The organism is Xinfangfangia pollutisoli, from assembly GCF_020179405.1.
In the GTDB taxonomy this organism is placed as follows: domain Bacteria; phylum Pseudomonadota; class Alphaproteobacteria; order Rhodobacterales; family Rhodobacteraceae; genus Pseudogemmobacter; species Pseudogemmobacter pollutisoli.
Window position 1 is genome coordinate 1 of the sequence record NZ_JAICBZ010000028.1, and the last position, 24621, is coordinate 24621.

General features: G+C 66.9%; 24 protein-coding genes. 7 read left to right on the plus strand and 17 right to left on the minus strand.

Annotated features, from left to right (window positions below; all coding sequences use genetic code 11):
- Window positions 1–211: 211 nt before the first annotated feature.
- The 7 genes from K1Y73_RS10260 to K1Y73_RS10290 all read right to left on the minus strand — a co-directional run bounded on the left by K1Y73_RS10260 (window position 212) and on the right by K1Y73_RS10290 (window position 6911).
- The gene (locus K1Y73_RS10260; RefSeq protein ID WP_225028203.1) at window positions 212–1123 is read right to left on the minus strand and encodes a cupin domain-containing protein; all 912 of its coding nucleotides are present in this window, start codon (window positions 1121–1123) and stop codon (window positions 212–214) included.
- Between the two features lie 38 nt (window positions 1124–1161).
- Complete coding sequence (locus K1Y73_RS10265; protein ID WP_225028204.1) at window positions 1162–2049, minus strand: BKACE family enzyme; 888 nt, start codon at window positions 2047–2049, stop codon at window positions 1162–1164.
- Window positions 2050–2150: 101 nt separating this feature from the next.
- Window positions 2151–3656 carry a tripartite tricarboxylate transporter permease gene (locus K1Y73_RS10270; protein ID WP_225028205.1) on the minus strand — a complete coding sequence of 502 codons (1506 nt, stop codon included), beginning with the start codon at window positions 3654–3656 and terminating at the stop codon, window positions 2151–2153.
- A 3-nt stretch (window positions 3657–3659) separates the two neighbouring features.
- Window positions 3660–4136 carry a tripartite tricarboxylate transporter TctB family protein gene (locus K1Y73_RS10275; protein ID WP_225028206.1) on the minus strand — a complete coding sequence of 159 codons (477 nt, stop codon included), beginning with the start codon at window positions 4134–4136 and terminating at the stop codon, window positions 3660–3662.
- A 67-nt stretch (window positions 4137–4203) separates the two neighbouring features.
- A complete protein-coding gene (locus K1Y73_RS10280) occupies window positions 4204–5172 on the minus strand; it encodes a Bug family tripartite tricarboxylate transporter substrate binding protein (protein WP_225028207.1) in 969 nt (322 codons plus the stop codon).
- 49 nt (window positions 5173–5221) lie between these two features.
- The gene (locus tag K1Y73_RS10285; protein ID WP_225028208.1) at window positions 5222–5671 is read right to left on the minus strand and encodes a nuclear transport factor 2 family protein; all 450 of its coding nucleotides are present in this window, start codon (window positions 5669–5671) and stop codon (window positions 5222–5224) included.
- Between the two features lie 103 nt (window positions 5672–5774).
- Window positions 5775–6911 (minus strand): sialidase family protein, encoded by a 1137-nt coding sequence (locus K1Y73_RS10290; RefSeq protein WP_225028209.1) that lies wholly within the window; start codon window positions 6909–6911, stop codon window positions 5775–5777.
- Between the two features lie 251 nt (window positions 6912–7162).
- On the opposite strand from K1Y73_RS10290, the gene K1Y73_RS10295 reads away from it, so the two are divergent.
- From K1Y73_RS10295 to K1Y73_RS10305, 3 genes are all read left to right on the plus strand, one after another.
- Window positions 7163–8167, plus strand: a complete 1005-nt coding sequence (locus K1Y73_RS10295; protein ID WP_225028210.1) for a Bug family tripartite tricarboxylate transporter substrate binding protein — start codon at window positions 7163–7165, stop codon at window positions 8165–8167.
- Between the two features lie 77 nt (window positions 8168–8244).
- Window positions 8245–8715 carry a tripartite tricarboxylate transporter TctB family protein gene (locus K1Y73_RS10300; RefSeq protein WP_225028211.1) on the plus strand — a complete coding sequence of 157 codons (471 nt, stop codon included), beginning with the start codon at window positions 8245–8247 and terminating at the stop codon, window positions 8713–8715.
- A gap of 8 nt (window positions 8716–8723) precedes the next feature.
- Window positions 8724–10235, plus strand: a complete 1512-nt coding sequence (locus K1Y73_RS10305) for a tripartite tricarboxylate transporter permease (protein ID WP_225028212.1) — start codon at window positions 8724–8726, stop codon at window positions 10233–10235.
- A gap of 3 nt (window positions 10236–10238) precedes the next feature.
- Here the strand turns inward: K1Y73_RS10305 and K1Y73_RS10310 are convergent, their stop codons facing one another.
- Window positions 10239–11072, minus strand: a complete 834-nt coding sequence (locus K1Y73_RS10310) for an IclR family transcriptional regulator domain-containing protein (RefSeq protein ID WP_225028213.1) — start codon at window positions 11070–11072, stop codon at window positions 10239–10241.
- 427 nt (window positions 11073–11499) lie between these two features.
- Here K1Y73_RS10310 and K1Y73_RS10315 point away from each other — a divergent pair, with 427 nt between their 5' ends.
- A complete protein-coding gene (locus K1Y73_RS10315; RefSeq protein ID WP_225028214.1) occupies window positions 11500–12264 on the plus strand; it encodes an HpcH/HpaI aldolase family protein in 765 nt (254 codons plus the stop codon).
- On the opposite strand, the gene K1Y73_RS10320 is transcribed toward K1Y73_RS10315, so the two are convergent.
- The 5 genes from K1Y73_RS10320 to K1Y73_RS10340 form a co-directional block, all read right to left on the minus strand.
- Window positions 12261–13265 carry an NAD(P)H-quinone oxidoreductase gene (locus K1Y73_RS10320; RefSeq protein ID WP_225028215.1) on the minus strand — a complete coding sequence of 335 codons (1005 nt, stop codon included), beginning with the start codon at window positions 13263–13265 and terminating at the stop codon, window positions 12261–12263. The genes K1Y73_RS10315 and K1Y73_RS10320 overlap by 4 nt on opposite strands.
- A 13-nt stretch (window positions 13266–13278) precedes the next feature.
- Window positions 13279–14226: a DUF6282 family protein gene (locus K1Y73_RS10325; RefSeq protein ID WP_225028216.1), complete on the minus strand. Its 948-nt coding sequence runs from the start codon at window positions 14224–14226 to the stop codon at window positions 13279–13281.
- Between the two features lie 102 nt (window positions 14227–14328).
- A complete protein-coding gene (locus K1Y73_RS10330; protein ID WP_225028217.1) occupies window positions 14329–15138 on the minus strand; it encodes an IclR family transcriptional regulator domain-containing protein in 810 nt (269 codons plus the stop codon).
- 166 nt (window positions 15139–15304) lie between these two features.
- Window positions 15305–15922, minus strand: coding sequence for a fumarate hydratase C-terminal domain-containing protein (locus K1Y73_RS10335; protein ID WP_225028218.1), 618 nt, complete (start codon window positions 15920–15922; stop codon window positions 15305–15307).
- Entirely contained in the window at window positions 15915–16784 is an 870-nt protein-coding gene (locus K1Y73_RS10340; protein WP_225028219.1) for a fumarate hydratase, read from the minus strand. The genes K1Y73_RS10335 and K1Y73_RS10340 overlap by 8 nt, the downstream gene beginning before the upstream one ends.
- A 138-nt stretch (window positions 16785–16922) precedes the next feature.
- On the opposite strand from K1Y73_RS10340, the gene K1Y73_RS10345 reads away from it, so the two are divergent.
- Window positions 16923–17972: an Ldh family oxidoreductase gene (locus K1Y73_RS10345; RefSeq protein ID WP_225028220.1), complete on the plus strand. Its 1050-nt coding sequence runs from the start codon at window positions 16923–16925 to the stop codon at window positions 17970–17972.
- A 58-nt stretch (window positions 17973–18030) separates the two neighbouring features.
- Here the strand turns inward: K1Y73_RS10345 and K1Y73_RS10350 are convergent, their stop codons facing one another.
- The 4 genes from K1Y73_RS10350 to K1Y73_RS10365 are packed head-to-tail and all read right to left on the minus strand — an operon-like array spanning window position 18031 to window position 22214.
- On the minus strand, window positions 18031–19014 hold the full coding sequence (locus tag K1Y73_RS10350; protein WP_225028221.1) for a Bug family tripartite tricarboxylate transporter substrate binding protein: 984 nt from the start codon (window positions 19012–19014) through the stop codon (window positions 18031–18033).
- Window positions 19004–20230 (minus strand): CaiB/BaiF CoA transferase family protein, encoded by a 1227-nt coding sequence (locus K1Y73_RS10355; RefSeq protein WP_225028222.1) that lies wholly within the window; start codon window positions 20228–20230, stop codon window positions 19004–19006. Before K1Y73_RS10355 ends, K1Y73_RS10350 begins: the two co-directional genes overlap by 11 nt.
- On the minus strand, window positions 20230–21735 hold the full coding sequence (locus tag K1Y73_RS10360) for a tripartite tricarboxylate transporter permease (protein WP_225028223.1): 1506 nt from the start codon (window positions 21733–21735) through the stop codon (window positions 20230–20232). Before K1Y73_RS10360 ends, K1Y73_RS10355 begins: the two co-directional genes overlap by 1 nt.
- 11 nt (window positions 21736–21746) lie before the next feature.
- On the minus strand, window positions 21747–22214 hold the full coding sequence (locus K1Y73_RS10365; protein WP_225028224.1) for a tripartite tricarboxylate transporter TctB family protein: 468 nt from the start codon (window positions 22212–22214) through the stop codon (window positions 21747–21749).
- Between the two features lie 171 nt (window positions 22215–22385).
- On the opposite strand from K1Y73_RS10365, the gene K1Y73_RS10370 reads away from it, so the two are divergent.
- Complete coding sequence (locus K1Y73_RS10370) at window positions 22386–23525, plus strand: mandelate racemase/muconate lactonizing enzyme family protein (protein ID WP_225028225.1); 1140 nt, start codon at window positions 22386–22388, stop codon at window positions 23523–23525.
- Between the two features lie 141 nt (window positions 23526–23666).
- Window positions 23667–24587, plus strand: a complete 921-nt coding sequence (locus tag K1Y73_RS10375) for a Bug family tripartite tricarboxylate transporter substrate binding protein (RefSeq protein WP_225028226.1) — start codon at window positions 23667–23669, stop codon at window positions 24585–24587.
- Window positions 24588–24621: the final 34 nt, after the last annotated feature.

Here is a 24621-nt window from a genome sequence, read left to right on the forward strand (position 1 = left end):
TTCTCATTCGAATCTCCTCAGCTCACGCTACGAGAAAATTCTACTTATGCAGCCCCTTAACCATGGGGAGGATTACCACGGGCGCGGCGGGTCTCGCGGTTCTTCCGCTTCGCCTCGATTGGCGCGCGCAGGGTCGCGTGGCGCAAAGACATTCCTTGGCTCGCAGAAAGCCCGACGCTGCCGGCCGACCGAACGTGACCGACGCAGCCGCTTACCGCTCCGGCATCGGATAATCATCGGCGTTCACGACCCAGCCGGGCTTCATCGAGAAGTCCAGCCTCGGCGGGGCGAAGATGTCGACAAGCTGGTTCAGCCCCTCGCCCTCGGCCGTCGTTGTGTGGATCGCGGGCGGCGGGATCACGCAGATCGAGGGGGCACCGACCGTCAGATGCTCGTCCTCGCGCCAGAGGTTCATGTTGGTTGTCCAGGGCCAGCGCAGGTGATGGGTGAACTGGCCGTCCAAGGCCAGCGAGCATTGCTCGAAATCTTCATGATGGTGGGGCGAGACCTGGTCGCGGGCGCGGGGGCCGTTTCGCGGGATGAGGAAGTTGATCATCAACGTGGTGCAACGGTAGATCCGCCCAAAGCGCGAGGGATCCTCGGGCACGTCCAGCGTATACCATTTCAGCCGCAATCCGCCCGGCGGCTCGGGCCAGGGCTGAAAGGGCGGTACGGTGGGATGCGTCCCATGGAAGGCCGCGGCATTCGACGACAGCGCCACCAGATCCTCGGCCCGCGGCGAGAAAATCCGGGTGATGCGGCCCTTCGCGACCATGCGGATCTCGCTGTCCCCGGGGGGTACGAAGACGATGGAGAAACCCGGGATTTCGACCGTGCCCTCGGCGGTGGTGACGGTGATCCCGACCTCTCTGTCCGGCAGGATGATCGCATATTCGTCGGGCTGGCCGGTCCGCGAGAAGATCGCCCCCGCTTCGGCCTCGCTCTGCGCGACGATGAAGTTCTGCCCGCGCGCGATCCAGGTCTTGTGGTCGGGGCCAGCCTCCTGCGGTGGGGTGCCGTAAAACAGCGCCACTTGCGAGCCGAAATAGCCGCCGGGTGGCGGGGCGGCGGTGGATTTGGCCGCGGTGGCAAGCGTCGATCGCGGATCGTTGGCGGTATACATCGGATCACTCCTTGGCGATGGTCGTGGATGGGCGCCGGTCAGCGCGGCGCGGATTTCTTCAGGCCCAGGATCTCGCGCGCCTCGCCCGCGGTGGCGGGCCGTCCGCCCAAGTCGCGCAGGATCCGCACGGCCTTCTGCACAAGGACGGTGTTGCTTTCGGCCAGCACGCCCTTTTCCAGATAGATGCTGTCCTCCAGCCCCACGCGGACATGCCCGCCCAGAAGCCAGGACTGCGCCAGCATCGGAAACGCCCAGCGGCCCACGCCGAACGCCGCCCAATGCGCGTTTGGCGGCAGGAGCGAGCGGAGATAGATCAGCGTCTCGGGCGTCGCGATGGCACCGTAACGCACGCCCAGGACGATCTGGAACAGCGCAGGCGTGTCGATCAGCCCTTCGCGGATGAGGTGATTGGCCAATTGCAGGTCGCCGCTGTCGAAGACCTCGATCTCGGGCCGGGTGCCCGCGCTGCGGATCGCCTCGGCCATGATGGCGATGTTTTCGGGCGTATTGATCACCACGGAATCGCCGGAATACATGGTGTTGAAATCCAGGCTGCAGATCTCGGGGCGCAGGGCGACGACATGCTCCACCCGCCGTTCGGGCCGCATCAGCGTGGTGCCGGGGGCGGCCACGGCGGGATCGGCCTTGCTGGGGATGAAGCGTTGCCCGGGGCCGGTGGTCAGGTTGATGATCACGTCGGTATCGGCTGCGCGGATCCGCTCCACCACCTCGCGGTAAAGCGCAAGGGACATGCTGGGGCGGCCATCGGGTTCGCGCACATGGATATGCACGATGGATGCGCCCGCAACGGCGGCGTCCAGACACGCCCGCGCGATCTGTTCCGGCGTCACCGGCAGATGGGGCGTTTGCGCGCGCGTGGTGATGTTGCCTGTGACGGCGCAGCTGAGGATCGTGGGTTGGGACATGTCATGGCTTTCCGGCATCAGCCTTCGGCAAGAGAAGGCCATCGCGGAGCGACGCTTCGCAAACGGCGCATGGGTGCATTTCGCAGACTGAAACCGCGGGTTCAGGCCTCTTCGGTAAAGGCCTCGGCCCGTCCCCGGCGCAGCTGCGGCACGACCACCAGCAGGCACAGCAGGAACGCAAGCCCCAGCATCGCCAGCGACATCGGCCTTTGCCAGAAGATCGCCGGATCGCCTTGCGACAGCAGCAGCGCCCGGCGGAAATGTTCCTCCATCATCGGGCCAAGGATGAAGCCCAGCAGCAACGGGGCCGCCTCGGCCCGCATGCGCCAGAACAGGCAGCCCAGCAGCGTGAATCCTGCGGCGAACCAGATGGGCAGGGTGCTGTTGCCGATCGAGTAAAGGCCAACGCAGCAGACGGTCAGGATCACGGGATAGAGGATCCAGTAGGACACCCGGATCAGCCGGATCCACAGCGGGATCAGCGGCAGGTTCAGGATGACCAGCATCGCGTTGCCGACCCACATGCTGGCGATCAGGCCCCAGAACACTTCGGGATTCGAGACCATGACGAAGGGGCCGGGGGCGATATTGTGAACCATCAGCGCGCCGATCATCAGCGCCATGACGCCGTTGGACGGGATGCCCAGCGTCAGCATCGGGATGAACGAGGTCTGCGCACCGGCATTGTTCGCAGCCTCCGGCCCCGCCAGCCCGGCGATGGCGCCGTGGCCGAAGGTCTCGGGCCGTTTCGACAGCCGCTTTTCCAGCGCATAGGAGGCGAAGGAGGACATCATCGCCCCGCCGCCCGGCAGCAGCCCCATGAATGCGCCAAGCGCGGTGCCGCGGATCACCGGCAGCGCCGCTTCCGCCGCCTCGGCCTTTGTGATCCAGAGGTTGGTCAGGCTGGGCGCCATGACGTCGCGCGTCTGGTCGCGGCGGATGTTCATCACCACATCCGTAAAGGCGAAAAGCCCCATGGCGATTGCGACGAACTCGATCCCCTCGGTCAGCGAGAAGTAACCGAACGTGAAGCGATAGGCGCCGCTGTTCACATCCGCGCCCACAAGGCCCAGGATCAGCCCGGTCAGCACCATGGCCACGCCCTTCAGGAAGGACCCGTGCGCAAGAAGCGTCGCGGCGGTCAGGCCCAGCACCATCAGCGCGAAATACTCGACGGGACCGAACAGGAACCCCACCCCGGCCAGAAGGGGCGAGAAACCCGCGATCAGGACGGTGGCAACGGTGCCTGCGAAGAACGACCCCAGGGCCGCGATGGCCAGGGCGGCACCTGCCCGGCCCTTGCGGGCCATCTGGTGCCCGTCAAGGCAGGTGACGATCGACGAGGACTCTCCGGGCAGGTTCACCAGGATTGCGGTGGTCGAGCCGCCATATTGCGCGCCGTAATAGATCCCGGCGATCATGATCAATCCGGTCACCGGCGCCAGCGTATAGGTCAGCGGCAGAAGCATCGCGATGGTGGCAAGCGGGCCCAGGCCCGGCAGGATGCCGATGGCCGTGCCGACCATGACGCCGATCAGGCAGAAGGCCAGGTTGGTCAGCGACAGGGCCGAGTGGAAACCGATCAGAAGGTTGTCAAACAGCTCCATGATCTACCACCCGATCCAACGGCTCAGGGGGGGCGACAGCATCGGCAGGCTGACCCCCAGCCCCAGAACGAACACGAGGTAGCAGAAGACCACCAGCAGCACCGCCAACAGCGCCGCGCGGCGCAAGGCGAAGTCCGGCGAGGGGATCAAGACGGTGACGACCAGCGCAGGGACAGCGATCGCGAGACCGGCACATCGGACCAGCACGGCAAAGACAATCAGCGACAGGGTCAGGCCAAGGGCCGGGACCAGCGGCACCGCGCGCGCCGCATCGCCGGCCCGCAGCAGGCCGCGGGTCAGGATCGCCAGCCCAAGCGCAGACAGGCACAGGCCAAGGAGGAGCGGGAACATGCCCGGCCCCATCATGGCGAAAGATCCCAGATCATATTTCAGCGACAGCGCCGCCGTCAGTGCGCCGAAACCGGCGAAGAACAGGCCCGATTCCACATCGGCCCGGCGGGGGTTGAGCTTGGCATCCATGCGCCGCGCCTCCTTTGAATTTCTCGTCCCCGCGGCGATCTGAACCGCCCCGGGGGGTCGCGGCAGACTATTCCGGCCGAAGCCCGATGCTTTCGACGATGGATTTGTTGAAGGCCATCTGCGCGGTGATATAGGCCAAGGCCTCGTCGGGCGCGTTCACCACCGGGTTCACGTTCAGCGCCTTCAGCTTCTGCTGCACCTCCGGTTCGGCGAAGATCTCCTTCAGGGTCAGGTTCAGCTTCTCCACCACCTCGGGCGGGGTGCCTGCCGGCGCGATCAGGGCCAGCCAGGTGGTGAACTGATAGCCTTCGACCACGCCGCCGATGGGCGGCAGACCCTCGGCCCCGAACGGTTCGGTCCCGGTGGACCCGATCATGCTCAGCCGGCCGCTTTCAGCAAAGGGACGGACGGTTTCATAGCCGCTGAACACCATGTCCACGAAGCCGCCCGCCACGGCATTCAGGCTTTCGCCCGACCCCTTGAAGGGAATGTCCCGGATCTCGATCCCGGCGGCGGTGTTCAGAAGGCCAAGCGCAAGCTGAACGCTGGCGCCGCGCCCGGGCGTTCCCGCCGTCAGGACACCGGGATTGGCCTTGGCATAGTCCACCAGCCCCTTGATGTCGGTGAAGGGCAGCCCCTGCCGGATGCCCAGGACGAAGGGATAGTCGGTCAAGATCGTCACCGGGGCGAAGGCGGCGGGCGTCTCATAGGGCATCTGGGCGTAGATGTAGGGGTTGATCGACAGGGCCGAGGTCACCACCAGCAGCGTGTGCCCATCCGGCTCTGCCTCGGCCAGAAGCGCCGTGCCGATGATCGAGTTGCTGCCGGGGTGGTTCTCCTTGATCACCGGCTGGCCCAGCGCCTGCGCCAGCCGGTCGGCGAAGACATTGGCCACCGCATCCGTGCCCCCGCCCGGCGCATAGGGCAGGATCAGCGTGATCGGCTTGGAAGGATAATCCTCGGCCTGGGCATGGGCCGCCGATAAACCGAAGGCGGTGGCCAGAACGGCCAGTAGTCCGGTCGCGGTCTTGTTCATCATTTCCTCCTCTTGGTGTCTGTTCCGGGACAGGCCGACCCTCCTCCGGTCAGCCGCGGAATGTGGTGGTGGGCACGCCGCCCTTGAACCAGGTCTCGAATTTGCGATGGCGGTAGCGCCAAATCCCGTCCGGACCGCGCAGGCTGGTGTCGGTCGCCAGCGCGATCTGGATCGGCGGGGCCGAAGGCAGGACGGGCTCGCCGTCCTGGGCGTGCAGCAAGAGATACCAGGTCGAGACCGCCTGATCCGCCGTGACGAATTCCGCACGGAAGTTCGTCACCGAATGCACGGCAACCCTGGCCCCGCGCGACAGGCGGTACGCATAGAATTTGCGGATGTGTTCGCGCCCGGAATACGTCGTCTCGCTGGCCTCGAACACACCGTCCTCGGTGTAGAAATCAGCCGCGTTGCGCCCCCAGTTGGTATCGACATCATGCCAGAAGTCGACCAGCCGCAGATGCAGCTCTTGCGTCAGTCTCAGCCTGTCTTCAGACCGCATCAATCGTTCCTTTCGTCTTTCTCCCGCCGACAGAAGCACGGCGCCCACGCCCGCGCCCGGGGGGGCCGGGCGAGTTTCTGCCTGCGAAATTGGTGGGATCGGCTCAGACCGAAAATTCGGTCGCCGCGATGTGGCGGACACCGCCATTCGCCTGGATCGGGTCACGGGCGCAGTTCATGTAATAGACCGCCAGCACCCGCCCCGGGGCGATCTCGATCGCGCGCGGATAGCCCAGATCCCAGCTGCCGCCATCGTCGCGCAGGATCATCTCGCTGCCCCAGCTGGCGCCACCGTCGGGGCTCAGCCGGTAGCGGATCCCCTGCGGGGCCAGACGATAACCGTAAACGCAGAGGATGCGGCCGTCGGACAGTTCGACCAGATGCCCCGGCGCGCCCCAGTCGTTGACGCGGTTCAGGAAGGCGAAGGTCCGCCCCCCGTCGCGGCTTTCGAAAAGTTCCGTCCAGAACGCCCCGGTCGGGCTGCGCTGGCAGCGCAGCGCCATCAGGATGCGGCCGTCGCGCAACACGAGGGGGCGGGGATACATGTGGCGATGCGACCAGAAGCGCGGCGTTCCGCTGACCGGCGCGTCAACTTCATCATCCCATTGCGGCGGGGTGATGAAGGACAGGAAATTCCAGTCCTCGCCGTCCCAGCTGCCATAAAGCACCGGCCGGCGGCGCCAGGCATCCGCCGAAGCGGCGGTCATGGCGCAAAGCCACAGCCCATCGGCCCGCCGCGCCACCGACCCGTGTCCCGAGACCGAGGCCAGATTGAACATCGGCAGCCGCAACGGCTTGCGCCAGCTGCGCCCCCCATTGACCGAGATGCGCATCCAGGGGCGCGCGTCCGGGATCAGCAGCGCCGGGGCAGCGCCCGAGACCATCAGGATATCGGCATCCGGTTCGGGGTTCAGCGGTCTGTCATCGGGATCGACCGGCAAAGCGAAGTCGGCAGGCTCGGGCGTCTCGAAGATCGGGGTCAGACTTGCGGGATTCCAGGTCTTGCCCCCGTCGGTGGAGCGGATCGAGACCATGCGCCGCTTCCCCATGGTGATGATGTCATGGCTGATCCCTTCGCCACTGGCATAGCTGCAGCCGGCCTGCATGAAAGCCGCGACGATATCGCCGTTGGCAACCTGCCAGAGACCGCCCAGAAAGGGGTGGCTGGTGAAGGCATTCTCATCACGCAACACGATGCGATGCACGGCATCGGGCGCCAGGCGCGGCCTGTCCTCGATCATCTGGATCCGTCTCCCTCGGGGCCGCAGTCTCGGGCCCGGCGGCCGATGCGGCAATGTCCCATCGGCTTAGAAACCCCATCTCCTTCGCACAATTGATGGCTCGGAACGATTTCAGTCCGCGAAACCCGTGGCAGAAGCGCCGGCCGCCGGCCTTCTTGCGGAACGGTTTCATCTGGTGAAAATGCTTCAGGCCTGCACCCTGCGGCGCCCCGCCAAGCCTATTGTCGGTCGCCACATGTCTGGAGGAGATCATGTTGGACCCCAAGATTTTCCCGACCCGCCGCCGGTTCCTTGCCTCGCTCGGCGCGGCATCCGCCCTGTCGATGGCCCCGGCCCACCGCGCCCTTGCCGCCGGCTGGCCGGACCGTCCCGTCACCATCGTGGTGCCCTATGGCCCCGGCGCCAGCAATGACATCTTCGCGCGCAGCCTGGCGGACCTTCTGTCCAAGGATCTGGGGCAGCCCTTCGTGGTCGAGAACAGGCCCGGCGCCGGAGGCTTCACCGGCGCGCTGTCCGTGGTGAATGCGCCGGCGGATGGCTACCGCTTCCTTCTGATGCCGAACAGCATCGCCAGCTTCGACTCTGTCATGGCGCTGGATCTTGATGCGACCGCCGATGTCACACCCGTCGCGCAACTGGCCACCGCGCCGGGCAGCATGGTTGTTTCTTCGGCCCTGCCGGCGAACACGGTGCAGGAGTTCATCGCCTTCGCCAATGGCCGGGAAGAGGATACGTTCTACGGCTATGTCGGTGTCGGCGCGACGCAGCACCAGCTGGCCGAGAAGTTCCGCAAGCTGACGGGTGTGAAGATGAAGGGCGTCAACTACCAGGGCTCGGCCGAGGTGACGACGGATCTTCTGGCCGGCCGGCTGCACGTTCAGTTCTCGACCGTCTCGGCAGTGCGGGGCCAGGTCGAGGCGGGCGAATTGAAGATCCTGGCCTACACCAACGCCAGCTCCGCCCCCGGATCGCCGCCCGCGCCGACGATGGCCGAGGCGGGTGTGGCCGGGATGGCGGAGACGCAGGTCTGGTGGGGCATCTTCGGCCCGGCCGGGTTGCCCCCGGAGGTCGTCACCCCGATGAACGCGGCGGTCAATCGCGCGCTGGGGGATGCGGCCGTCATCGACACCTTCGCCAAGAACGGCGCCGTTCCCACCCCGCGCTCGCCTGAAGAATTCGCGGCGGCGATCGGGTCTGCCGTCGCCTCGGCCAAGGAATTCGTCGAATTCACCGGGATCGTCCCCGGCGGCGGCTGAGCGCGGCCCGAAAAAGACAAAGGCCGCGGCTGGTTCGCAGGGGCGGCGGCCCTTCACGACGCGCAGAAAGACAGGTCATGCAGACAAACTCCAGGGATCTCTGCGCGGGGCTTTTGTTCCTGTGCATCGGTGGCTTCTTCGTGCTGGGCGCCTGGCTCGGGTTGCGGATCGGCACCACGCAGGCGACGGGGCCCGGCTTCTTTCCCGCCTATCTCGGCCTCGGCCTGTGCCTGTTGGGCGGGGTGATCATCTGGGGCGCCCTGCGCGGCACCGCGCTGACCCTGCGCGAGGGGATCGGACGTGTTCCCTGGCGCGGGGGCGGGCTTGTCCTTGCCGCGATCCTGTTCTTCGCGCTGGCGATCCAGCCGCTGGGGGCGCTGCCGGCCATCCTTGGCAGCACGATCCTGGCCGCCGTCGCGCCCGCGGATGCAACCTGGAGGTCGGCGCTGCTGACCGCCGCCATCCTGACCGCCTTCTGCGTCGCGGTTTTCTTCTATGCGCTCGGGCTGCCCTATCCGCTGCTCGGCCCCTGGCTTTCGGGACGGTAGGCGCCACCATGGACTTTCTGGATCACCTGGCCCTGGGACTTGCCACCGCCCTTCAGGCGGAAAGCCTGTTCTACTGCTTCATCGGTGTCCTTCTGGGCACGTTCATCGGCGTCCTGCCGGGCATCGGCCCCACCGCCACTATCGCCATGCTGCTGCCGGTGACGTATTTCCTGTCCCCCACCGCCGCCCTGATCATGCTGGCAGGCATTTACTACGGCTCGCAATACGGCGGATCGACCACCGCGATCCTGATGAACCTGCCGGGCGAGGTCTCGTCGTCGGTCACCGCCATCGACGGCTACCAGATGGCGCGGAAGGGCGAGGCCGGCAAGGCGCTGGCCATCGCGGCGATCGGGTCTTTCGTGGCGGGCACTTTCGCGACCTTCCTCATCGCGCTGGCCGCCGTGCCGCTGTCATCGCTGGCGCTGAGGTTCGGCTCGACCGAATACTTCGCCCTGATCGTGCTGGGGCTGGTGACCTCGGTCGTCCTGGCGCATGGCTCGGTCATCAAGGGCGTGGCGATGATCCTGACCGGGATGCTGTTCGGCCTGGTCGGCACTGATACCGACAGCGGCATGTTCCGCTACACGCTGGGCTTCTACCAGCTGTCCGACGGGCTGGAGACGGTGGCGGTCGCGCTGGGGATCTTCGGCATTTCCGAGATCCTGCGCAATCTTGAAGGCGGCGCGGACAGCGCGGGCCTGGGCACGGCCCGGATCACCAGCCTGATGCCCTCGCGCGCCGATCTGCGCGCCGCTGCCCCGCCGATCCTGCGCGGCTCGCTTCTGGGGGCGGTGATGGGGGTGCTGCCGGGGGGCGGGTCGATCCTTTCGGCCTTTTCCGCCTATGCGCTGGAAAAGAAACTGTCGCGCCATCCCGAACGCTTCGGCCATGGCGCGATCGAGGGGGTCGCGGCGCCGGAATCCGCGAACAACGCAGGCGCGCAGACCAGCTTCATCCCGATGCTGACGCTGGGCATTCCGTCCAACGCGCTGATGGCACTGATGGCGGGGGCGCTGATGATCCACGGGATCACGCCCGGGCCGAACGTGATCCGCGAACAGCCCGATCTGTTCTGGGGCGTCATCGCCAGCATGTGGATCGGCAATGCGATGCTGGTGGTGCTGAACCTGCCGCTGGTAGGCCTTTGGGTCGCGCTGCTGAAGATCCCCTACCGGGTGCTGCTGCCCGCCATCGTGATCTTCTCGACCATCGGGGTCTATACCGTCAACAACAGCGGCTTCGACCTTTACGTCCTGATCTTCTTCGGCACGCTCGGCTATGTCTTCCGCAAGCTGGGCTGCGAGGTGGCGCCCTTCCTGATCGGCTTCGTCCTGAGCAAGCTGCTGGAGACGCATTTCCACCGGGCGCTGGTGTTCTCGGGCGGCGATCTGACGGTCTTCCTGCGCGAGCCGATCAGCGCCGCCATCCTGGCGCTGACCGGCTTCGTCGTGCTGCTGGTGGCCCTGCCCGCCTTCCGCCGGACCCGCAAGCAGGCCTTTGCAGACAGCGACGACTGACCGCTACAGCCCGAAATCCTGATCGCCGGCGCGGGCATCGGCCACCGGGGATTGCGGCGTGCCGTTGCGCATGAACGAGATCACTGTCTCGATGCTGCGGACCATGTCCTTCAACGGCTCGATCACCCGCTCTGACATCTGGTTGCGCGGGATGGCCGAGGTGAAGAAACTGACCGTCACCGAGGCCATGACCTTGCCGCCGGGGCGGATCGGCACGGCGACGGTGGTGTTGCGGCGCGGTTCGGTCTGCGGAGAGCGCAGCGCATGGCCCTGCTTGCGCACCCCGGCGAGAAGAAGCTGAAACTCTTCCTCCTGCTCGGCCGTGAACCCGGCCGTGCTGTTGGCCCGGTAGGCGGCGATGGCAGCGGCGCGCTCTTCCTCGCCGCAAAAGGCAAGATAGGCCCGCCCCATGGCCGAGCTGACAAGATTGGGCCGGTTGCCGATCAGCGTGCTGGCGTGAACCCAAGGGCTGATTGCGCCGGTCCAGAATTGCAGGGCGATGGCGTCGCCATCCAGCGTGCCGATGCCGATGGGCCATTTGATCCGATGTGTCAGATCGATGGCGAACGGACGCGCGACCTCGATGATCTGGGCGATGCCTTCATAGCCTGCGTCCAGCTCTCGCACCCTGCGCGTCACCCGGTAGCCGCCGCACAGGTTGTCGCGCGCGACATATCCCTCTTCGACCAGCGTATCCAGCATGCGCACGATGGTGGGTTTCGGCAGGCCCGTCTCCAGATGCAACGCGCCTACGGTGGTGATCCGGCGACGGTTGACGATCCGCAGGATCTCCAGCGCGCGCCGCACCGCCTCGACCGGGGGATAGGAGGCGCGCATCCGGTCGACACTGCCCCGACGTGAATTCGCGCGGCAGTTTCCGGCAGAGGACACCTTCGCCCGCACCAAGGTGCCGGTTGCATCGCTGCCGTCCCGGCCCGGCAAATCCGCCCCAGAACTGTCCATTTGATCCCTCCCCTGGATCCCCGCAGACCTGCAAGCGGGTTTGGACAGGGCGCCACGATGAAGGGTCAAGGTGGTCGGCGCGTCAAAGGGCGGCGCCTGTCCGCGTTCGAGGTTACAAACTAGCCCGAAGCGCGGAGATCACGCCATAATAAGTTTCGCACAGTGAAATTCTGGGGATACGGCGCCGCGCCAGTCCCGGCCCCAGGGATTTCGCACAGAGGAATGGCGACACCCCGTCGATGCGCTGCCCGACAGGCGCGGTAGGCCTGCCCGGTCCAACAAGATCAGGAGCCGCCGCACCATGTCCGCCAACCCCCGCAGCTTCCGCGCCCGGCTTCTGGCCGGGGATCCGATGATCGGAACCTTCCTGAAGTTTCCCACCACTCAGACGGTCGAGATCCTAGGGGCGCTCGGCTTCGATTTCGTGGTGATCGACCAGGAACATGCCCCGCTGGACCGCGCGCAGATCGACCTGATGTGCCTGGCCGCCCGCGCCTCGGGCATTGCACCGGTTGTTCGCGTCGGGGATCCCGGCGCCGCAAATGTGCTGTCTGCGCTGGATTGCGGGGCCTTGGGGATCATGTTCCCGCATGTGACCTCGGCCCGCACCGCCGCCGATTTCGTGGCGCGCTGCCGCTACCGGGGCGGGGTGCGCGGTTTCGTCGGCATGTCGCGGGCGGCGGGCTGGGGCGCGCAGTCGGGACTGGACTTCATGGCCGCGCAGGACAGCGAGGTGGCGATGATCGCGATGATCGAGGATCAGCCGGCGGTCGATGAGGTGGCGCAGATCGTGGCGACGCCCGGGCTGGACGCGATCTTCGTCGGGCGCGGCGATCTGGGCGCCTCCTTCGCGGGCGACCCTGACGCCAAGAACAAGGTCGCGGCGCTGGCGCAGCGGATCGCCGCCGCGACGAAAGCGGCCGGCAAGCCGCTCTTGATGCTGGCGACAAGCCCTGAGGACGCGGCGGCGATGCGGGCGCTTGGCGCCGTCTCGCTTCTGGTCGGCAGCGATCACGGCTTCTTCCGGGCCGCCGCCGCACAGGCACTGAAGGATTACCGGGCCTAGCTTCCCTCGGGCCCCATCACCACGACCTTGCCGATCTGACGGTTGGCATCCAGCATGCGGTGCGCGTCCTGCATCGCGTCGAAGGAAAAGGTGGCGCAGATCGGCATATGCATCTTGCCCTGCGCAAGCAGGGGCCAGACCTTGGCCACCTGCACCTCGGCCAGCCGCCCCTTATAGGCGGCGTCGCGCGGGCGCAGGGTGGACCCGGCCAGCGTGAGCCGACGGCGCACAAGGCTGCGGGTGTCCACCTCGCTTTGCGGGGATTGGTGGCTGGCGATCAGGATCAGGCGGCCATCGTAATCCAGAAGCTCAAGATGGCGGGCCACGGTGGGGCCGGCCTGCGCGTCCAGAATGACGTCGCAGCCCCGCCCGCCCGTGGCTGCGCGGACCTGTTCGGGCCAATCGCCGGCGGTGTAATCCACCGCCGCCTCTGCCCCCAGATCCAGACAGACCCGGCGTTTTTCGGCTGTGCTGGCGGTGGCGATGACCCGCGCATCGAACAGCTGCCGCGCGATCTGGATCGCCGCCATGCCGACGCCAGAGGTTCCGCCCTGCACCAGAAGCGTCTCTCCCGGCTGAAGACGGCCCAGCCAGACCACATTGTTCCAGGCGGTGAAAAGCGCTTCGGGCAGGGCGGCGGCCTGCGCGGCGGTGAAGCCCTCGGGCAGCGGCATGGTCTGCAACACCGGCACGGCGCAGAACTCCGCATAGGCCCCGCCATTCGTCAGCGCGCATCGCTGCTGGCCGATCATCCCCGGATCCACATTCGGGCCGACGGCGGCAACCACCCCGGCCGCATCCAGCCCGGGCAGGTCCGACGCACCGGGCGGCGGCGGATAGAGGCCGCGCCGCTGCTGCACGTCGGGCCGGTTCAGGCCGATGGCCTGTACCCTTAACAGGACCTCGCCGGGGCCGGGCACCGGGCACGGTCGGATCGCTTCGCGCAGCACCTCGGGCCCGCCCGGGGCGGAGATCTCGATCACGCGCATCGTCTGGGTCATCGCGCCCCGCTTCTCAGCCCGCATCGGGCAGCTTCTGTCCCACCAGCCGGGCCGGATTGTCCCGCACCATCATCCGCACGTCGCCCGGCGCATAGCCAAGACCAAGCAGCAACCGGATCGCCTGACGCATCCCCTCGACCGGCGTGGGGTTGTCCACCTGGCCAAGATCCGACCCGATGGAACTGTTCGCAACCCCCGCCGCGTCGATCTCATCCTTCAGCTGCTGCGGAGGATAGACGTTGAACCGCGAGTCGATGAAGAGGCAGGCGGATTGTTCGACCACCACCCCCATCGCCCCCAGATCGGCGATGTCCTTGAAGCTGCTGTGCAATCCGTAGGTCGGGTGGTTGGTCAGCAGCTTCGTCACGCCCCGGCTTCTGGCCTCTTCGAACAACGCGAAGATCTCGGCCACATGCAGGTGGCCCGAGGACAGGATCACGTCATGTTCGGCGATGATATCCAGGATCTCCTTCACCGGGTCGATGATCCTGCCCATCTCGTCAACCGGCGACAGGGCCCGGGGCGGGCGCAGTTTCACATTGCTGGCCAGGCGCGTCTTGCCATGGCTGGACCGGATGTGGTTCGCGGCATGGGCGGTCGGCATGAAGACCAGCTTGGCCCCGGACTTGATGTTGAAATCCACCGCATAGGGATTGAAGCCGCCCACGGCATTGTTCAACACGACCGAGCCGTACATCTGCACGCCCAGATGGCCAACCAGCCGTTCCATCATCGGGATCACCGGGGCGACCGAATAATGGTGGTCCTTGAACAGCACGCCCGACATGCCCGCCGCCGCCGCTTCCTCGACCTGCTGCAAATGGTCCAGCTTGCGCGCCATGGTCGAAGGGCCGCTGTGGACATGCAGGTCGATTGCGCCCTTCATCAGATCGGCCACGATGCTCTCGTCGGCCGTTTCCATGATCGCAACCGCTTCCTTGCGCCATTCCGTCGATGACATTCCCGCTTCTCCCTCTGCAACCGGCGAGGGTGTTCTGGCTTGCTTCCGCGGGGTCCACCCGATCGGGATGCGGCGTTTCCGGCTGACGGAAAAGCCGGGCCGTCAGACCGCCTGATCGGCCGCCTCGTCCCGCAGCCGCTCGGTCGCGGCGGTGATGCGCAGGCTGGCAGCCTTCAGCCGCTCCGCAAGCTCGTCCAGCGCGGTATCGCCGCGCAGAGCCGTGCGGAAGAACGTGATGCCGATGGTCGCGCGCACCGTGCCGTCCAGAAAGATCGGCACTGCCAGCGTGTCCGAGGACCGCGGCTCGATCTCGCGGTCGCGCAGCGCATAGCCCTTCCAGCGGATCGAGGTGATCATCCCGAAAAGCGCTTGGGCATCGCGGACCAGCTCATGCCCCTCTGACTGCTCGGCGATGGTCTGGCGCGCGTAGGTTTCGACCTGGGTGGGGTCGCAGAACGAGATATAGGCGCGCCCCAGGCCCCGCAGGAAGAAGCTGAGATGCATGTTCAGCGTGGAATGGAAGGGCGACATCGGGCTTTCATGCGCCGTGGACAGCCGGACCACCACGCCATTCCCGCTGGGCAAGGCGACCGAGACCGGCCATTTGATCTCGCGCGTGATCTCATGTGCGATGGGGGTCGCGGCCTGCACGATCAGCGGATCGCCGTGGTAGCCGCTGGACAGCGTGCGGACCAGCGAGGTCAGCTGGTAGCCGCCATTCCGCCGCAGGCTGGTGACGAAGCCCGCATGGTTCAGCGTCGACAGGAAGCGCACCAATGTGGGCTTCGGAAGCCCGGTTTCCTTGTGCAGGTAATCGACCGAGGACACCGGCCTGCGGTTCATCGCCTGCAGGATGGCCAGCGTGCGCTCGGCCGAACGGATGGGGGCTTCGCCCTGGATCAGATCTTTCACAGGCCCTCCTCCGGCGGACAAGCCGCCGACCCGGAACGGCCGCGCCATGGCCGCGCGCCTTTCGATGGCAAGCCTAGCCGCAGCATGGGCAAGATGCGATCTGTATCGCATGCGGATTTCGCCTGGCGGAATTCCGCCAGGACCTGGGTTCCGCCTGGCGGAAAGATCAGCCGCCGCGGTCTTTCGCCAGCTGGTCCAGTATGGCCGGCAGGCGGGCGCGGGCCCTGGCGGTCAGATCGTGATAAACGCTATGGCCATGGGCATCGATCGCGACGGTAAGCGGACCGAACCCGTCCAGCCGCAGCCGCGACAGGCGGAACTGCTCGATCAGATCGTCCCAGCCCGTCGCCTCGACCGCGGTGACGCCTTCCGTCAGCAGCGCGGCGGCGCCGCCCACCATCGACAGGTAGACGCATCCCGTCTGCTGCAGGGCAGCGACGCCATCCTCGTCCATCCCGCCCTTGCCCGCCACCACGGTCAGACCGAAGTGCCGGACGATGCCGGGCAGGAAGGCGTTGAAGCGTGTGCTGGTCGTCGGATTAACGTACAGGGGCCGCATGACGCCCGCGTCATCCCGCCGACTGAGGCTGCCCATGTGGAACAGCGCCGCGCCGGCCATGTCGATTGGCGGGGGAATGCCGTCTCGAACGCCTTGGGCCATCCGCAGATGCGCAGGATATCCGGCGGTTGCCACCGCCACGCCGCTGACCCGCAGAATGTCGCCCGCCCTCAGGCTGCGCGCCGTGTCGGGGTGAAGCGGCAGGGTCAGGTGGATCTCACTCAATCCAGTCAACCCGGCCAGAGTTGTGGATCAGCGCGCGGCTGCGACGGTTTATCCAGCAGTTGAAGCAGACCGCCACCGGCGTGAAACCATGTCCGGCGGCATAGTCGATATGCACCCCCAGCGCCGTCGTATCGCCCCCCGTGCCCATGGGGCCGAAGCCGGTGGCATTGACAGCGCGGGTCAGGCGCTCTTCCATCGCGGCCAGGATCGGTTCGGAATTCGTACTGCCGAAGGGCCGCAGGGTTTGCAGTTTCGCCAGCTTCGCAGCATGGTCGAAGGACCCGCCGATGCCCACGCCGATCACGACGGGCGGGCAATGCTGCGACCCGGCGCGGATCGACACTTCCAGAACGTAGCGTTCGATCTCTTCCAGCGTCGGGTAGCTGAAGATCTCCAGCGCCGCCCAACGGCCCGACCCCAGCGCCTTGGGCGAGCAGGTGATGTCGATGTGATCGGCGCCGGAAAGCAGATCCCAGGTGACATGCGGCATATCCTTGCCACGATAGCTGCGCTCGCCCGTCAGCGGGTTGGTGACAAATTTCAGGATGGGCGGCTGGATCGTGTCTACCAGGTCGGCGAAGGCATCGGTGATGGCCTGCTTGATGTCGCCATCGAAGCGGACCCGCGTGCCGATCTTGACGAAATAGACCGGGAAGCCCGCGTCCGAGCAGACGAAGGTTCCGCGCGTCTCGGCCTGGCGGGCGCTGGCGATCATGAAATTCAGCGTGTTCCGCCCGGTCTCCGAGCGTTCAGTCGCGGCCGCCCTTGCCAGTGCGTGGTGCGAATTCTCGGGAATGCGCTTCAGCGCCCGTTCATACAGGGTGCGGGCAGTGTCCTTCATTGCCTGATAGGTGACAGCCATGCCGCCATGCTACGGCGTCCCTTGTGCGGGTATCGCGCCCCCCGGCGGCGATTTCGGCCTGCGAAACCGCCTGTTCTCCGGCTTCGGTCCTGCAGGCCGCCCCCTAGGCTTGTCCCGAACCGAGAGGGGGACTGGCTGATGAGTGTGGATGTTCCGGTCGACGCGCTGCGCGCCTTCGTGGCGGATCTGTTCGCGGCGGCGGGCCTGTCGGCGCCCCTTGCCGCGCGCGTGGCCTCGGCTTTGGTCGAGGCGGACATGTCGGGCCGCAGCTCGCATGGCGTGCTGCAGGCCGAGAACTATCTGGCCCGGCTGGAAACCGGCGCCATGACCACCGCCGAGACGCCGGTTGTGGTTCGCGACAGCGGTGGGGTGATCGTGCTGGATGCCGCGCATATGCAGGGCCATATCGCGGCCGAAGAGGCGATGGCGCTGGCCATCCGGCGCGCTCGTCTCACGGGCATCGCGGCCGTGGCCGTCCGCCGCGGGTTCCACACCGGTGTGGTGGGCCGCTATGTCCGCATGGCTGCCGAGGCCGGCTGCGTCGGCATCGCCATCAGCAACGCCAAGCCCGTGATGCCGGCGCCCGGCGGGGCGGAGCGGCTGGTCGGGACCAATCCGCTTGCCATCGGGCTGCCGCAGGCCGAGGGGCCAGCGATCGTTCTGGACATGGCGACGACGGCAGGCACAATCGGACGGATCCGCCAGGCGATGGCGGCGGGCAATTCGATCCCCGAAGGCTGGGCGGTGGATGCCAAGGGACGGCCGACCACCGATGCCGCAACAGCGATGAAAGGCCTGCTGCTTCCGGCCGGCGGGGCCAAGGGATTTGGACTGGCCTTCATGATCGACCTTCTCGCTGGCCTGCTCTCGGGCGGGGTCTGGGGCGCGGCTTTGGGCGAATTGAACGACGATCCGAAGAACCCCTACAACTCCTCCTACCTGTTCATCGTCCTGCACATTGCCCATTTCCAGCCATTGGCGGACTTTCAGGCCCAGGCGGCTGAGGCCGCCCGCCGCCTGCGTGGCTCGCGCCGCGCGCCGGGGGTGGATCGCCTGTTCACTCCCGGCGAGCAAAGCGCCGAGGCACTTGCCACAAACCGCGGAACCGTTCCGCTGACCGATACGGTCCGCAAGACCCTGGCCGCGCGTGCCCTGCGTCTGGGCGTCGCGCGGCCGGACTTTCTGTAGCCATCCGCCCCGCGCCGGAACCAGGCGCGGGGCGGGCGCGGATCAGCCAGGCCTGATGTCAGTCAACCTTGATTCCGGCGGCCGCGATGACCTTGGCGAACTTCTCCTGATCGGACTTGATCACGGCGCCGAACGCTTCGGGCGTGCTGGCGTTGATCGTGGTGCCCAACTTGTCAAAGAATTCCTTTGCCTCGGGCGTCCGGAGATAGTCGACGATCGCCGCGTTCAGCGCCGCGACGATTTCGGGCGGGGTGCCCGCAGGGGCGACGAAGCCATTCCAGGCGGTCAGCTCATAGCCCGGCACCACCTCGGCCACCGTGGGGACATCGGGCAGGATGGGCGAGCGTTCCGCGCTGGTCACCGCCAGCGCGATCAGCGCGCCGGAGTCGATATGCGGCACCGCCGTCGTCAGCGTGTCGAAGGCGAAGGGCACCTCATCCGCCAGCAAAGCGCCCAGCAGCTTGCCGCTGCCCGCATAGGGGATATGGACCGCCGAGCCCTCTATCCCCTGCAGCAGCATTTCCATCGAAAGGTGCTGGCTGTAGCCGATCCCGCCGCTGCCATAGTCGAAGGCATCGGGGTTCGCCTTCACCTTGGCCACCCATTCCTCCAGCGTGGTCACCCCGAAAGAGGGGTTCACCAGCAAGACATTCGGCACCGAGGAAACCATGGCGATCGGGGCGAAATCGGCCACCGGATCATAGCTGACATCCGGGGCCAGCGAAGGCAGGATCGCGAACGAGGAGAAGACGAACTGGATCGTCTGCCCGTCCGGGGCCGCCGCCTTCACCGTCTGCGCCGCCAGCGCCCCGCCCGATCCGGGCAGGTTGTCCACGACGAAGCTTTCGCCGAACTTCGCCGTCAGCGCCTCGGCCACCAGGCGCGAGACGGTGTCGGCAGTGCCGCCCGGCGACGATCCGACGACGATCCGGACAAGGTCGTCCGGGTAGGCGTCCTGCGCAAGGGCGCCATGTGTCAGGGCGCCATGTGTCAGGCCGATGGCGCCAAGCGCCGCCGCCGCGATCAGGGATCTAATCCGCATCCTTCTCCTCCCGCTGTTGTTCGTTCTGTCCGATCCCGTCGCAAAGCGCCGCGATCTCTTCCGTCGAAAAGCCGAACGCGCGCAGAACCTCGCCCGTGTGTTCGCCCATGCGGGGCGGGGGCCGATCCATCCGGGCACCGCCATGATCCAGCCGGAACGCCGCCTTGGGCACGGTGATCGCCCCCGGGATCCCCGGCGCATCGATGAAGCCATGCAGCGCGTCGCGGCTTTGCATCTGCGGATGGGCCAGCGTCTCGGGCAGGGTCCAGATCCGCGCGGCCGGGATGTGATGGGCCTGAAGCCAGTCCTCCCAATCTGCTGCCGGTCGCTGCAACAGGATTGGCCGCAGCACAGCCCGTTCCGCCTCGGCCCCGGCGCGTCGTTCGGCATTTGTGTGCTTGATCAGACCGGGATGGCCCAGCAACCGCCAAAGCCTTGCCTGCTGCGCCAGGTTGATCGCGGCAAGCTGCAATGGCCCATCCGCCGTATCGTACAGTCCGACCGTTGCGAATTCATGGTGATTGCCGACGGATTTCGGCGCGCGCCCCGAGCGGCTGTGATTGGTCAGATGCGCGCCCATCAGGATCAGCGCGGTGTCCAGCATCGACAGGTCCACCCGCTGGCCGCGCCCCGTCCGCGCGCGCTGGAACAGCGCCGCCGAAAGGGCGAAGGCGGCCATGGTGCCGGTCGCGTAATCCACCGCGGGGGTGCCGACCTTCATCGGCTGCGTGCCCGGCGCGCCATTGACCATCATCAGGCCCGAGACCGCCTGGATCACCTGGTCATAGGCGGTCTGCCCGCCCCGTGGCCCCTCTTGCCCGAAGGCCGAGATCGAGGCGTAGATCAGCCGCGGGTTCAGCGCCGCCAGATCGGGATAACCCAGCCCCAGCGCCGCCATCGCGCCCGGGCGGAAGTTCTCGACCAGGATGTCCACATCCGCCACCAGCCGCCGCAGCGCGTCCTGGCCTGCCCGGGTCTTCAGATCCAGCGTGATCGACCGCTTGCCGCCATTCTGGATCAGGAAATGCGTGCCCATCCCCGCCTGCGACAACGCCTCGTCCACCCCATCCAGCCGGGTCTGATCCGGCGCATGGGGGTTCTCGACGCGGATCACATCGGCCCCGAACAGCGCGAGCTGATAGCTGGCGAAGGGACCGGCCAGCACATGGGTGATGTCGAGGACGCGGATGCCGGCGAAGGGGCGCAGGTCTTCCATCACGCCTCCTCGGCAAAGGCGTCGCGGCGACGGCGGGCGATGGCCGGGGCGCAGACCAGGACAAGGCCCAGCGCCGAGACGATCAGGAAGCCCAGGCTGATCGGCTCGGTCACGAAGACGGTCGGATCGCCGCGCGACATCAGCATGCTGCGGCGCAGCTGCTCTTCCATCATCGGGCCCAGGATGAAGCCAAGGGTCAAGGGCGCGGGTTCGCATCCCAGACGCATGAAGACATAGCCGAGCAGCGAGAAGACGCTAAGCTCCAGCATCGAGAAGGCGGTGCCCGAGGCCGAATAGATCCCCACCGCGCTGAAGGCGGTGACGGCCACAACCAGGATCGGATAGGGCACGGTCAGGAAGCGGACCCAAAGGCCGATCAGCGGCAGGTTCAGCAGGATCAGCATCAGGTTGCCGACCCACATCGACACGATCAGCCCCCAGAACAGCCCGGGCTGCTTGACGATGATGTCCGGCCCCGGCTGGATCCCCTGCAGGATCATCGCGCCGATCATCAGCGCCATGACGGCGTTGGACGGCAGGCCCAGCGTCAGCATCGGTATGAAGGCGGTCTGTGAGCCCGCATTGTTGGCGCTTTCCGGCGCGGCCACGCCCTCGATGGCGCCCTTGCCCATCTCGGCCCGGTTCTTCGACACCTTCTTCTCGACGATGTAAGCTGCGAACGAGGCCAGCATCGCGCCGCCGCCAGGCAGGATCCCAAGGATCGAGCCGATGCCGGTGCCGCGGATCGTGGGCCAGGCGATGCGGCGCAGATCTTGCCAGGACAGCCAAAGCCCAGTGACCTTGCGGGTCAGCACCTCGCGGTTCTCGGGTTGCTCCAGATTGCGCAGGATCTCGGCCAGACCGAAAAGGCCGATGGCAAGCGCCACGAAATCCACCCCGTCGGTCAGCTCGATCAGGCCCAGGTTCAGCCGGGCGGTGCCCGTGTAGATGTCGGTGCCGACCAGGCCCAGCAACAGCCCCAGCAGAACCATGGCGATGGCCTTGGGAACAGAGCCATGTGCCAGGACGACCGAGGCGATCAGCCCCAGCACCATCATCGAGAAATAGGAGGGCGGCCGGAAGGCCATGGCGACCTGGGTCAGGGGCGCCGCGAAAAGCGCCACGATCACAGTGGCCACCGTGCCCGCGAAGAACGACGAGATCCCCGCCGCCGCCAGCGCCTTGCCCGCCATCCCGCGCCGCGCCATCTGGTAGCCGTCCAGCGTGGTGATGGCCGACGATGCCTCGCCGGGCAGGTTCAGCAGGATCGCTGTGGTCGATCCGCCGTATTGCGCGCCGTAATAGATCCCGGCCAGCATGATCAGCGCGGAATCCGGGGCCATCGTGTAGGTCACCGGCAGCAGGATCGCGATGGTGGCCAGTGGCCCCACGCCGGGCAGAACGCCGACCAGCGTGCCCGCCAAGGCGCCGAGGAAGCAGAAGAAGATGTTCTTGGCCGCCAGCGCGACGCTGAAGCCCAGTGCAAGATTGGACAGGAATTCCAAACACCCGCCCCCTAGCGCAGAAGATCGCCGATGAGCGGAAGACCAATCCCCAGCCCAAAGGAAAAGATTGCCACGCAGGCGGCCGTCATCACGATCGCCAGAAGGACGATCCGGCTTGCGCGCATCTGGCCGGTGGCGAAGCCCGCCAGAAGGCTCAGAAGGAACAGCGCGGCGATCAGGCCCAGCGGACGCATCACCAGCCCGAACAGCAGCAGCCCGGTCGGGATCAGCACGATCGCCTTCCAGGGAAGCGGTGGGGACGATTCGGGCCGGGCCACGCGCGTTCCGGCAAGGGCGATGGCCAGGCCAAGCAGGCAAAGCAGGCCGCCGATCACCGCCGGGAAATACCCGGGCCCCATGCGGAAGGGGGTGCCGAGGCGCAGGCCGAACAAGGCTTGCCCGCAGAACCCCGCCCCGAGGGCCGCGAACAGCAGTCCCGCCGCGATGTCGCTGTTCATTCGGAGTGGCGTCTCGGTCATCGGCCTGTGCTCGCTTTGTCCCGTGGGGTTGCGAGAGAAGGTTAGACGGCAGGCGCCGCAGGCCACGACCTGCGCTTCCCCCTGTTTCGTTGCGCGGAATGTCCGGTGGCGCGGCCCCTTGCCTCGGGCGGCGCACCGCATCCTGGCCGAGGGCAGCAAAAGGGCGGGCGCATGAAAATCACCGGAACCACCATTCGCGCCTGGCGGCTTCCGCTGGCCTCGCCGATGATCTCGGCCCGCGTGACGATGACCCATCGGGAACTGGTCGTGGTCGAGATCGAGACCTCGGCCGGCATTTCCGGTACGGGCTGGTGCACCACGGCGGGCGTCGGGGCGGCGGCGGTGCAGGCTTTGCTGTCTGGCTATCTGCTTCCCATGCTGACGGGCGCCGACCCAAGGATGGTAGAGCGGATCTGGCACCGGCTGTGGATGGAATGCCATGCCGCAGGCCCCGGCGGGATCACCACGCTGGCCCTTTCGGCGCTGGACATCGCGCTGTGGGACATCAAGGCCAAAGCGGCTGGCGAGCCGCTGTATCGGCTGCTGGGTGGCGGGCCCCGCGGGGTGCCCGTCTATGCCAGTGCCATCAATCTGCATCTCTCGCAGGAAGATTTGGTGGCGCAGGCCCGCGCGCAACGTGCCGCCGGCTATCGCGCCTTCAAGCTGAAGGTGGGCCGTCCCGGCCTGCACGAGGATCTGGAGCGCTGCCTGGCCGTGCGGGCGACCATCGGGGATGACGGCATCCTCATGCTCGATGCCAACCAGAAATGGCAGCTGGGCGAGGCGATCCAGCGCTGCCGCATCCTGACCGAGGCCGCCCCGCTGTTCATCGAGGAGCCGCTTCTTTCCGACGATGTCGATGGCCACCGCCGGCTGCGCCAGTCCTGTGGGGTGCCGGTCGCCATGGGCGAGCAGCTCTGCAATCGGTTCGAGTTCTGGACCTATGTCCGCAGCGATGCGGCAGATTACCTGCAACCAGACGTGTGGAAGGTGGGCGGCATCACCGAATTCCTGAAGATCGCCGCCCTTGGCGCTTCGACCAACCTGCCGATCTCGCCCCATGGCGCGGTCGAGCTGTCGGTGCATCTGGCGGCGGCCCTGCCCAATGCCCTGCATGTCGAGAACATCTTCGGCCTGAACCTGTTCGATCTGGGCGCCACCACGAAGCCCCTGCCCTTCCGGGATGGGCTGTTGCAACCTCCGGACGGACCGGGCCATGGTGTGGTCTTCGACGGGCCGGCGCTGGCGGGGGCCGGGATCCGTCTGGGCGAGGCGATCGACCGGATGCCGTTGCAGCGCGACCCGGGGTGACCGTTCCGGCAGACGGAACCTGCCGTGACGGAAGCCTCTGCGGGCGGGCTGGCCTGCCAAGACAGGACAACCCGGAGAACCGGGATGGGAGGGAGAATTATGAAATACGGATTGTCATTCGCAGCCGCCTTGACCGGGACGATGCTGCTGTCACCCCAAGTCCTGGCGCAACAGGCCTATCCGGTCGATACGGTCACCATGATCGTGCCCTATGCCAGCGGCGGGGCGGGCGATATCGTCGGGCGGCTGGTCGCCGATGATCTGGGCCAGCGCCTGGGCGTGACCTTCGTGGTCGAGAACCTGGGCGGGGCCAGCGGCACGCTGGGGGCCGAGAAGGCGGCGCGCGCGCCTGCCGATGGCTCGACACTGCTTCTGGCGGGCAACGCGATCTTCACCACCGCGCCGCATCTGGCCGAGGTGCCCTTCGATCCCTTCGCCGATTTCACCGCCATCGCCAATGTCAGCGAGGCGGTGCGCCTGCTGGCCGCGTCCAAGCATCTGCCCGTGACGAATTTCCAGGAGTTCGTGACCTACGCCAAGGAAAACCCCGGCGCGCTGAATTATGGCAGCGTGGGCGTCGGATCGACGGGCCATGTCGCCACGGTGGACCTGCTGCGCGTGCTGGAGATCGAGGCCACGCATATCCCCTACAAGGGCGCTGCCGAGGTGGTGCAGGCGCTGCTGTCCGGAGACATCCAGTTCATGCTGGACGCCGCCGCCGTGGCGCAGGCCAAACAGGACACGGTGACGGCGCTGGCCGTGCCGGGGGCCACCCCGCTGGCAGCTTTGCCCGATGTGCCGACCTATGCAGATCTGGGCATCACCAGCATGACCGGCACCGGCTGGCAAATGGTGATGGGTCCCGCCGGGATGCCGCCGGACGTGGTCGCCATGATCGAGGCGGCGCTGAAGGCGGCAAGCGAGGATCCGGCCTTCCTGGAGAAACTGGCCAAGGCCGGCGTCTCGCCGCGCTTCATCGCCGGGCCAGAGTTGGCGGCGGCCCTGCAGGAAGACTTCACCAAGCAGGGTGCGCTTCTGGCCGCCATCGGCGTGAAGAAATAGGCGCCGATGCCCGTGCCGATCTGTCAGACCCGAA

Excerpts from the sequence above, each read along its gene's own strand:
- K1Y73_RS10370 (WP_225028225.1), top strand. The coding sequence starts at position 22,386 with ATGAAAATCACCGGAACCACCATTCGCGCCTGGCGGCTTCCGCTGGCC.
- K1Y73_RS10265 (WP_225028204.1), bottom strand. The coding sequence starts at position 2,049 with ATGTCCCAACCCACGATCCTCAGCTGCGCCGTCACAGGCAACATCACC.
- K1Y73_RS10320 (WP_225028215.1), bottom strand. The coding sequence starts at position 13,265 with ATGACCCAGACGATGCGCGTGATCGAGATCTCCGCCCCGGGCGGGCCC.
- K1Y73_RS10310 (WP_225028213.1), bottom strand. The coding sequence starts at position 11,072 with ATGCGCGCCTCCTATCCCCCGGTCGAGGCGGTGCGGCGCGCGCTGGAG.
- K1Y73_RS10350 (WP_225028221.1), bottom strand. The coding sequence starts at position 19,014 with ATGCGGATTAGATCCCTGATCGCGGCGGCGGCGCTTGGCGCCATCGGC.
- K1Y73_RS10345 (WP_225028220.1), top strand. The coding sequence starts at position 16,923 with ATGAGTGTGGATGTTCCGGTCGACGCGCTGCGCGCCTTCGTGGCGGAT.
- K1Y73_RS10375 (WP_225028226.1), top strand. The coding sequence starts at position 23,667 with ATGCTGCTGTCACCCCAAGTCCTGGCGCAACAGGCCTATCCGGTCGAT.
- K1Y73_RS10260 (WP_225028203.1), bottom strand. The coding sequence starts at position 1,123 with ATGTATACCGCCAACGATCCGCGATCGACGCTTGCCACCGCGGCCAAA.
- K1Y73_RS10300 (WP_225028211.1), top strand. The coding sequence starts at position 8,245 with ATGCAGACAAACTCCAGGGATCTCTGCGCGGGGCTTTTGTTCCTGTGC.
- K1Y73_RS10270 (WP_225028205.1), bottom strand. The coding sequence starts at position 3,656 with ATGGAGCTGTTTGACAACCTTCTGATCGGTTTCCACTCGGCCCTGTCG.
- K1Y73_RS10275 (WP_225028206.1), bottom strand. The coding sequence starts at position 4,136 with ATGGATGCCAAGCTCAACCCCCGCCGGGCCGATGTGGAATCGGGCCTG.
- K1Y73_RS10290 (WP_225028209.1), bottom strand. The coding sequence starts at position 6,911 with ATGATCGAGGACAGGCCGCGCCTGGCGCCCGATGCCGTGCATCGCATC.
- K1Y73_RS10305 (WP_225028212.1), top strand. The coding sequence starts at position 8,724 with ATGGACTTTCTGGATCACCTGGCCCTGGGACTTGCCACCGCCCTTCAG.
- K1Y73_RS10340 (WP_225028219.1), bottom strand. The coding sequence starts at position 16,784 with ATGGCTGTCACCTATCAGGCAATGAAGGACACTGCCCGCACCCTGTAT.
- K1Y73_RS10295 (WP_225028210.1), top strand. The coding sequence starts at position 7,163 with ATGTTGGACCCCAAGATTTTCCCGACCCGCCGCCGGTTCCTTGCCTCG.
- K1Y73_RS10325 (WP_225028216.1), bottom strand. The coding sequence starts at position 14,226 with ATGTCATCGACGGAATGGCGCAAGGAAGCGGTTGCGATCATGGAAACG.
- K1Y73_RS10315 (WP_225028214.1), top strand. The coding sequence starts at position 11,500 with ATGTCCGCCAACCCCCGCAGCTTCCGCGCCCGGCTTCTGGCCGGGGAT.
- K1Y73_RS10355 (WP_225028222.1), bottom strand. The coding sequence starts at position 20,230 with ATGGAAGACCTGCGCCCCTTCGCCGGCATCCGCGTCCTCGACATCACC.
- K1Y73_RS10280 (WP_225028207.1), bottom strand. The coding sequence starts at position 5,172 with ATGAACAAGACCGCGACCGGACTACTGGCCGTTCTGGCCACCGCCTTC.
- K1Y73_RS10365 (WP_225028224.1), bottom strand. The coding sequence starts at position 22,214 with ATGACCGAGACGCCACTCCGAATGAACAGCGACATCGCGGCGGGACTG.
- K1Y73_RS10285 (WP_225028208.1), bottom strand. The coding sequence starts at position 5,671 with ATGCGGTCTGAAGACAGGCTGAGACTGACGCAAGAGCTGCATCTGCGG.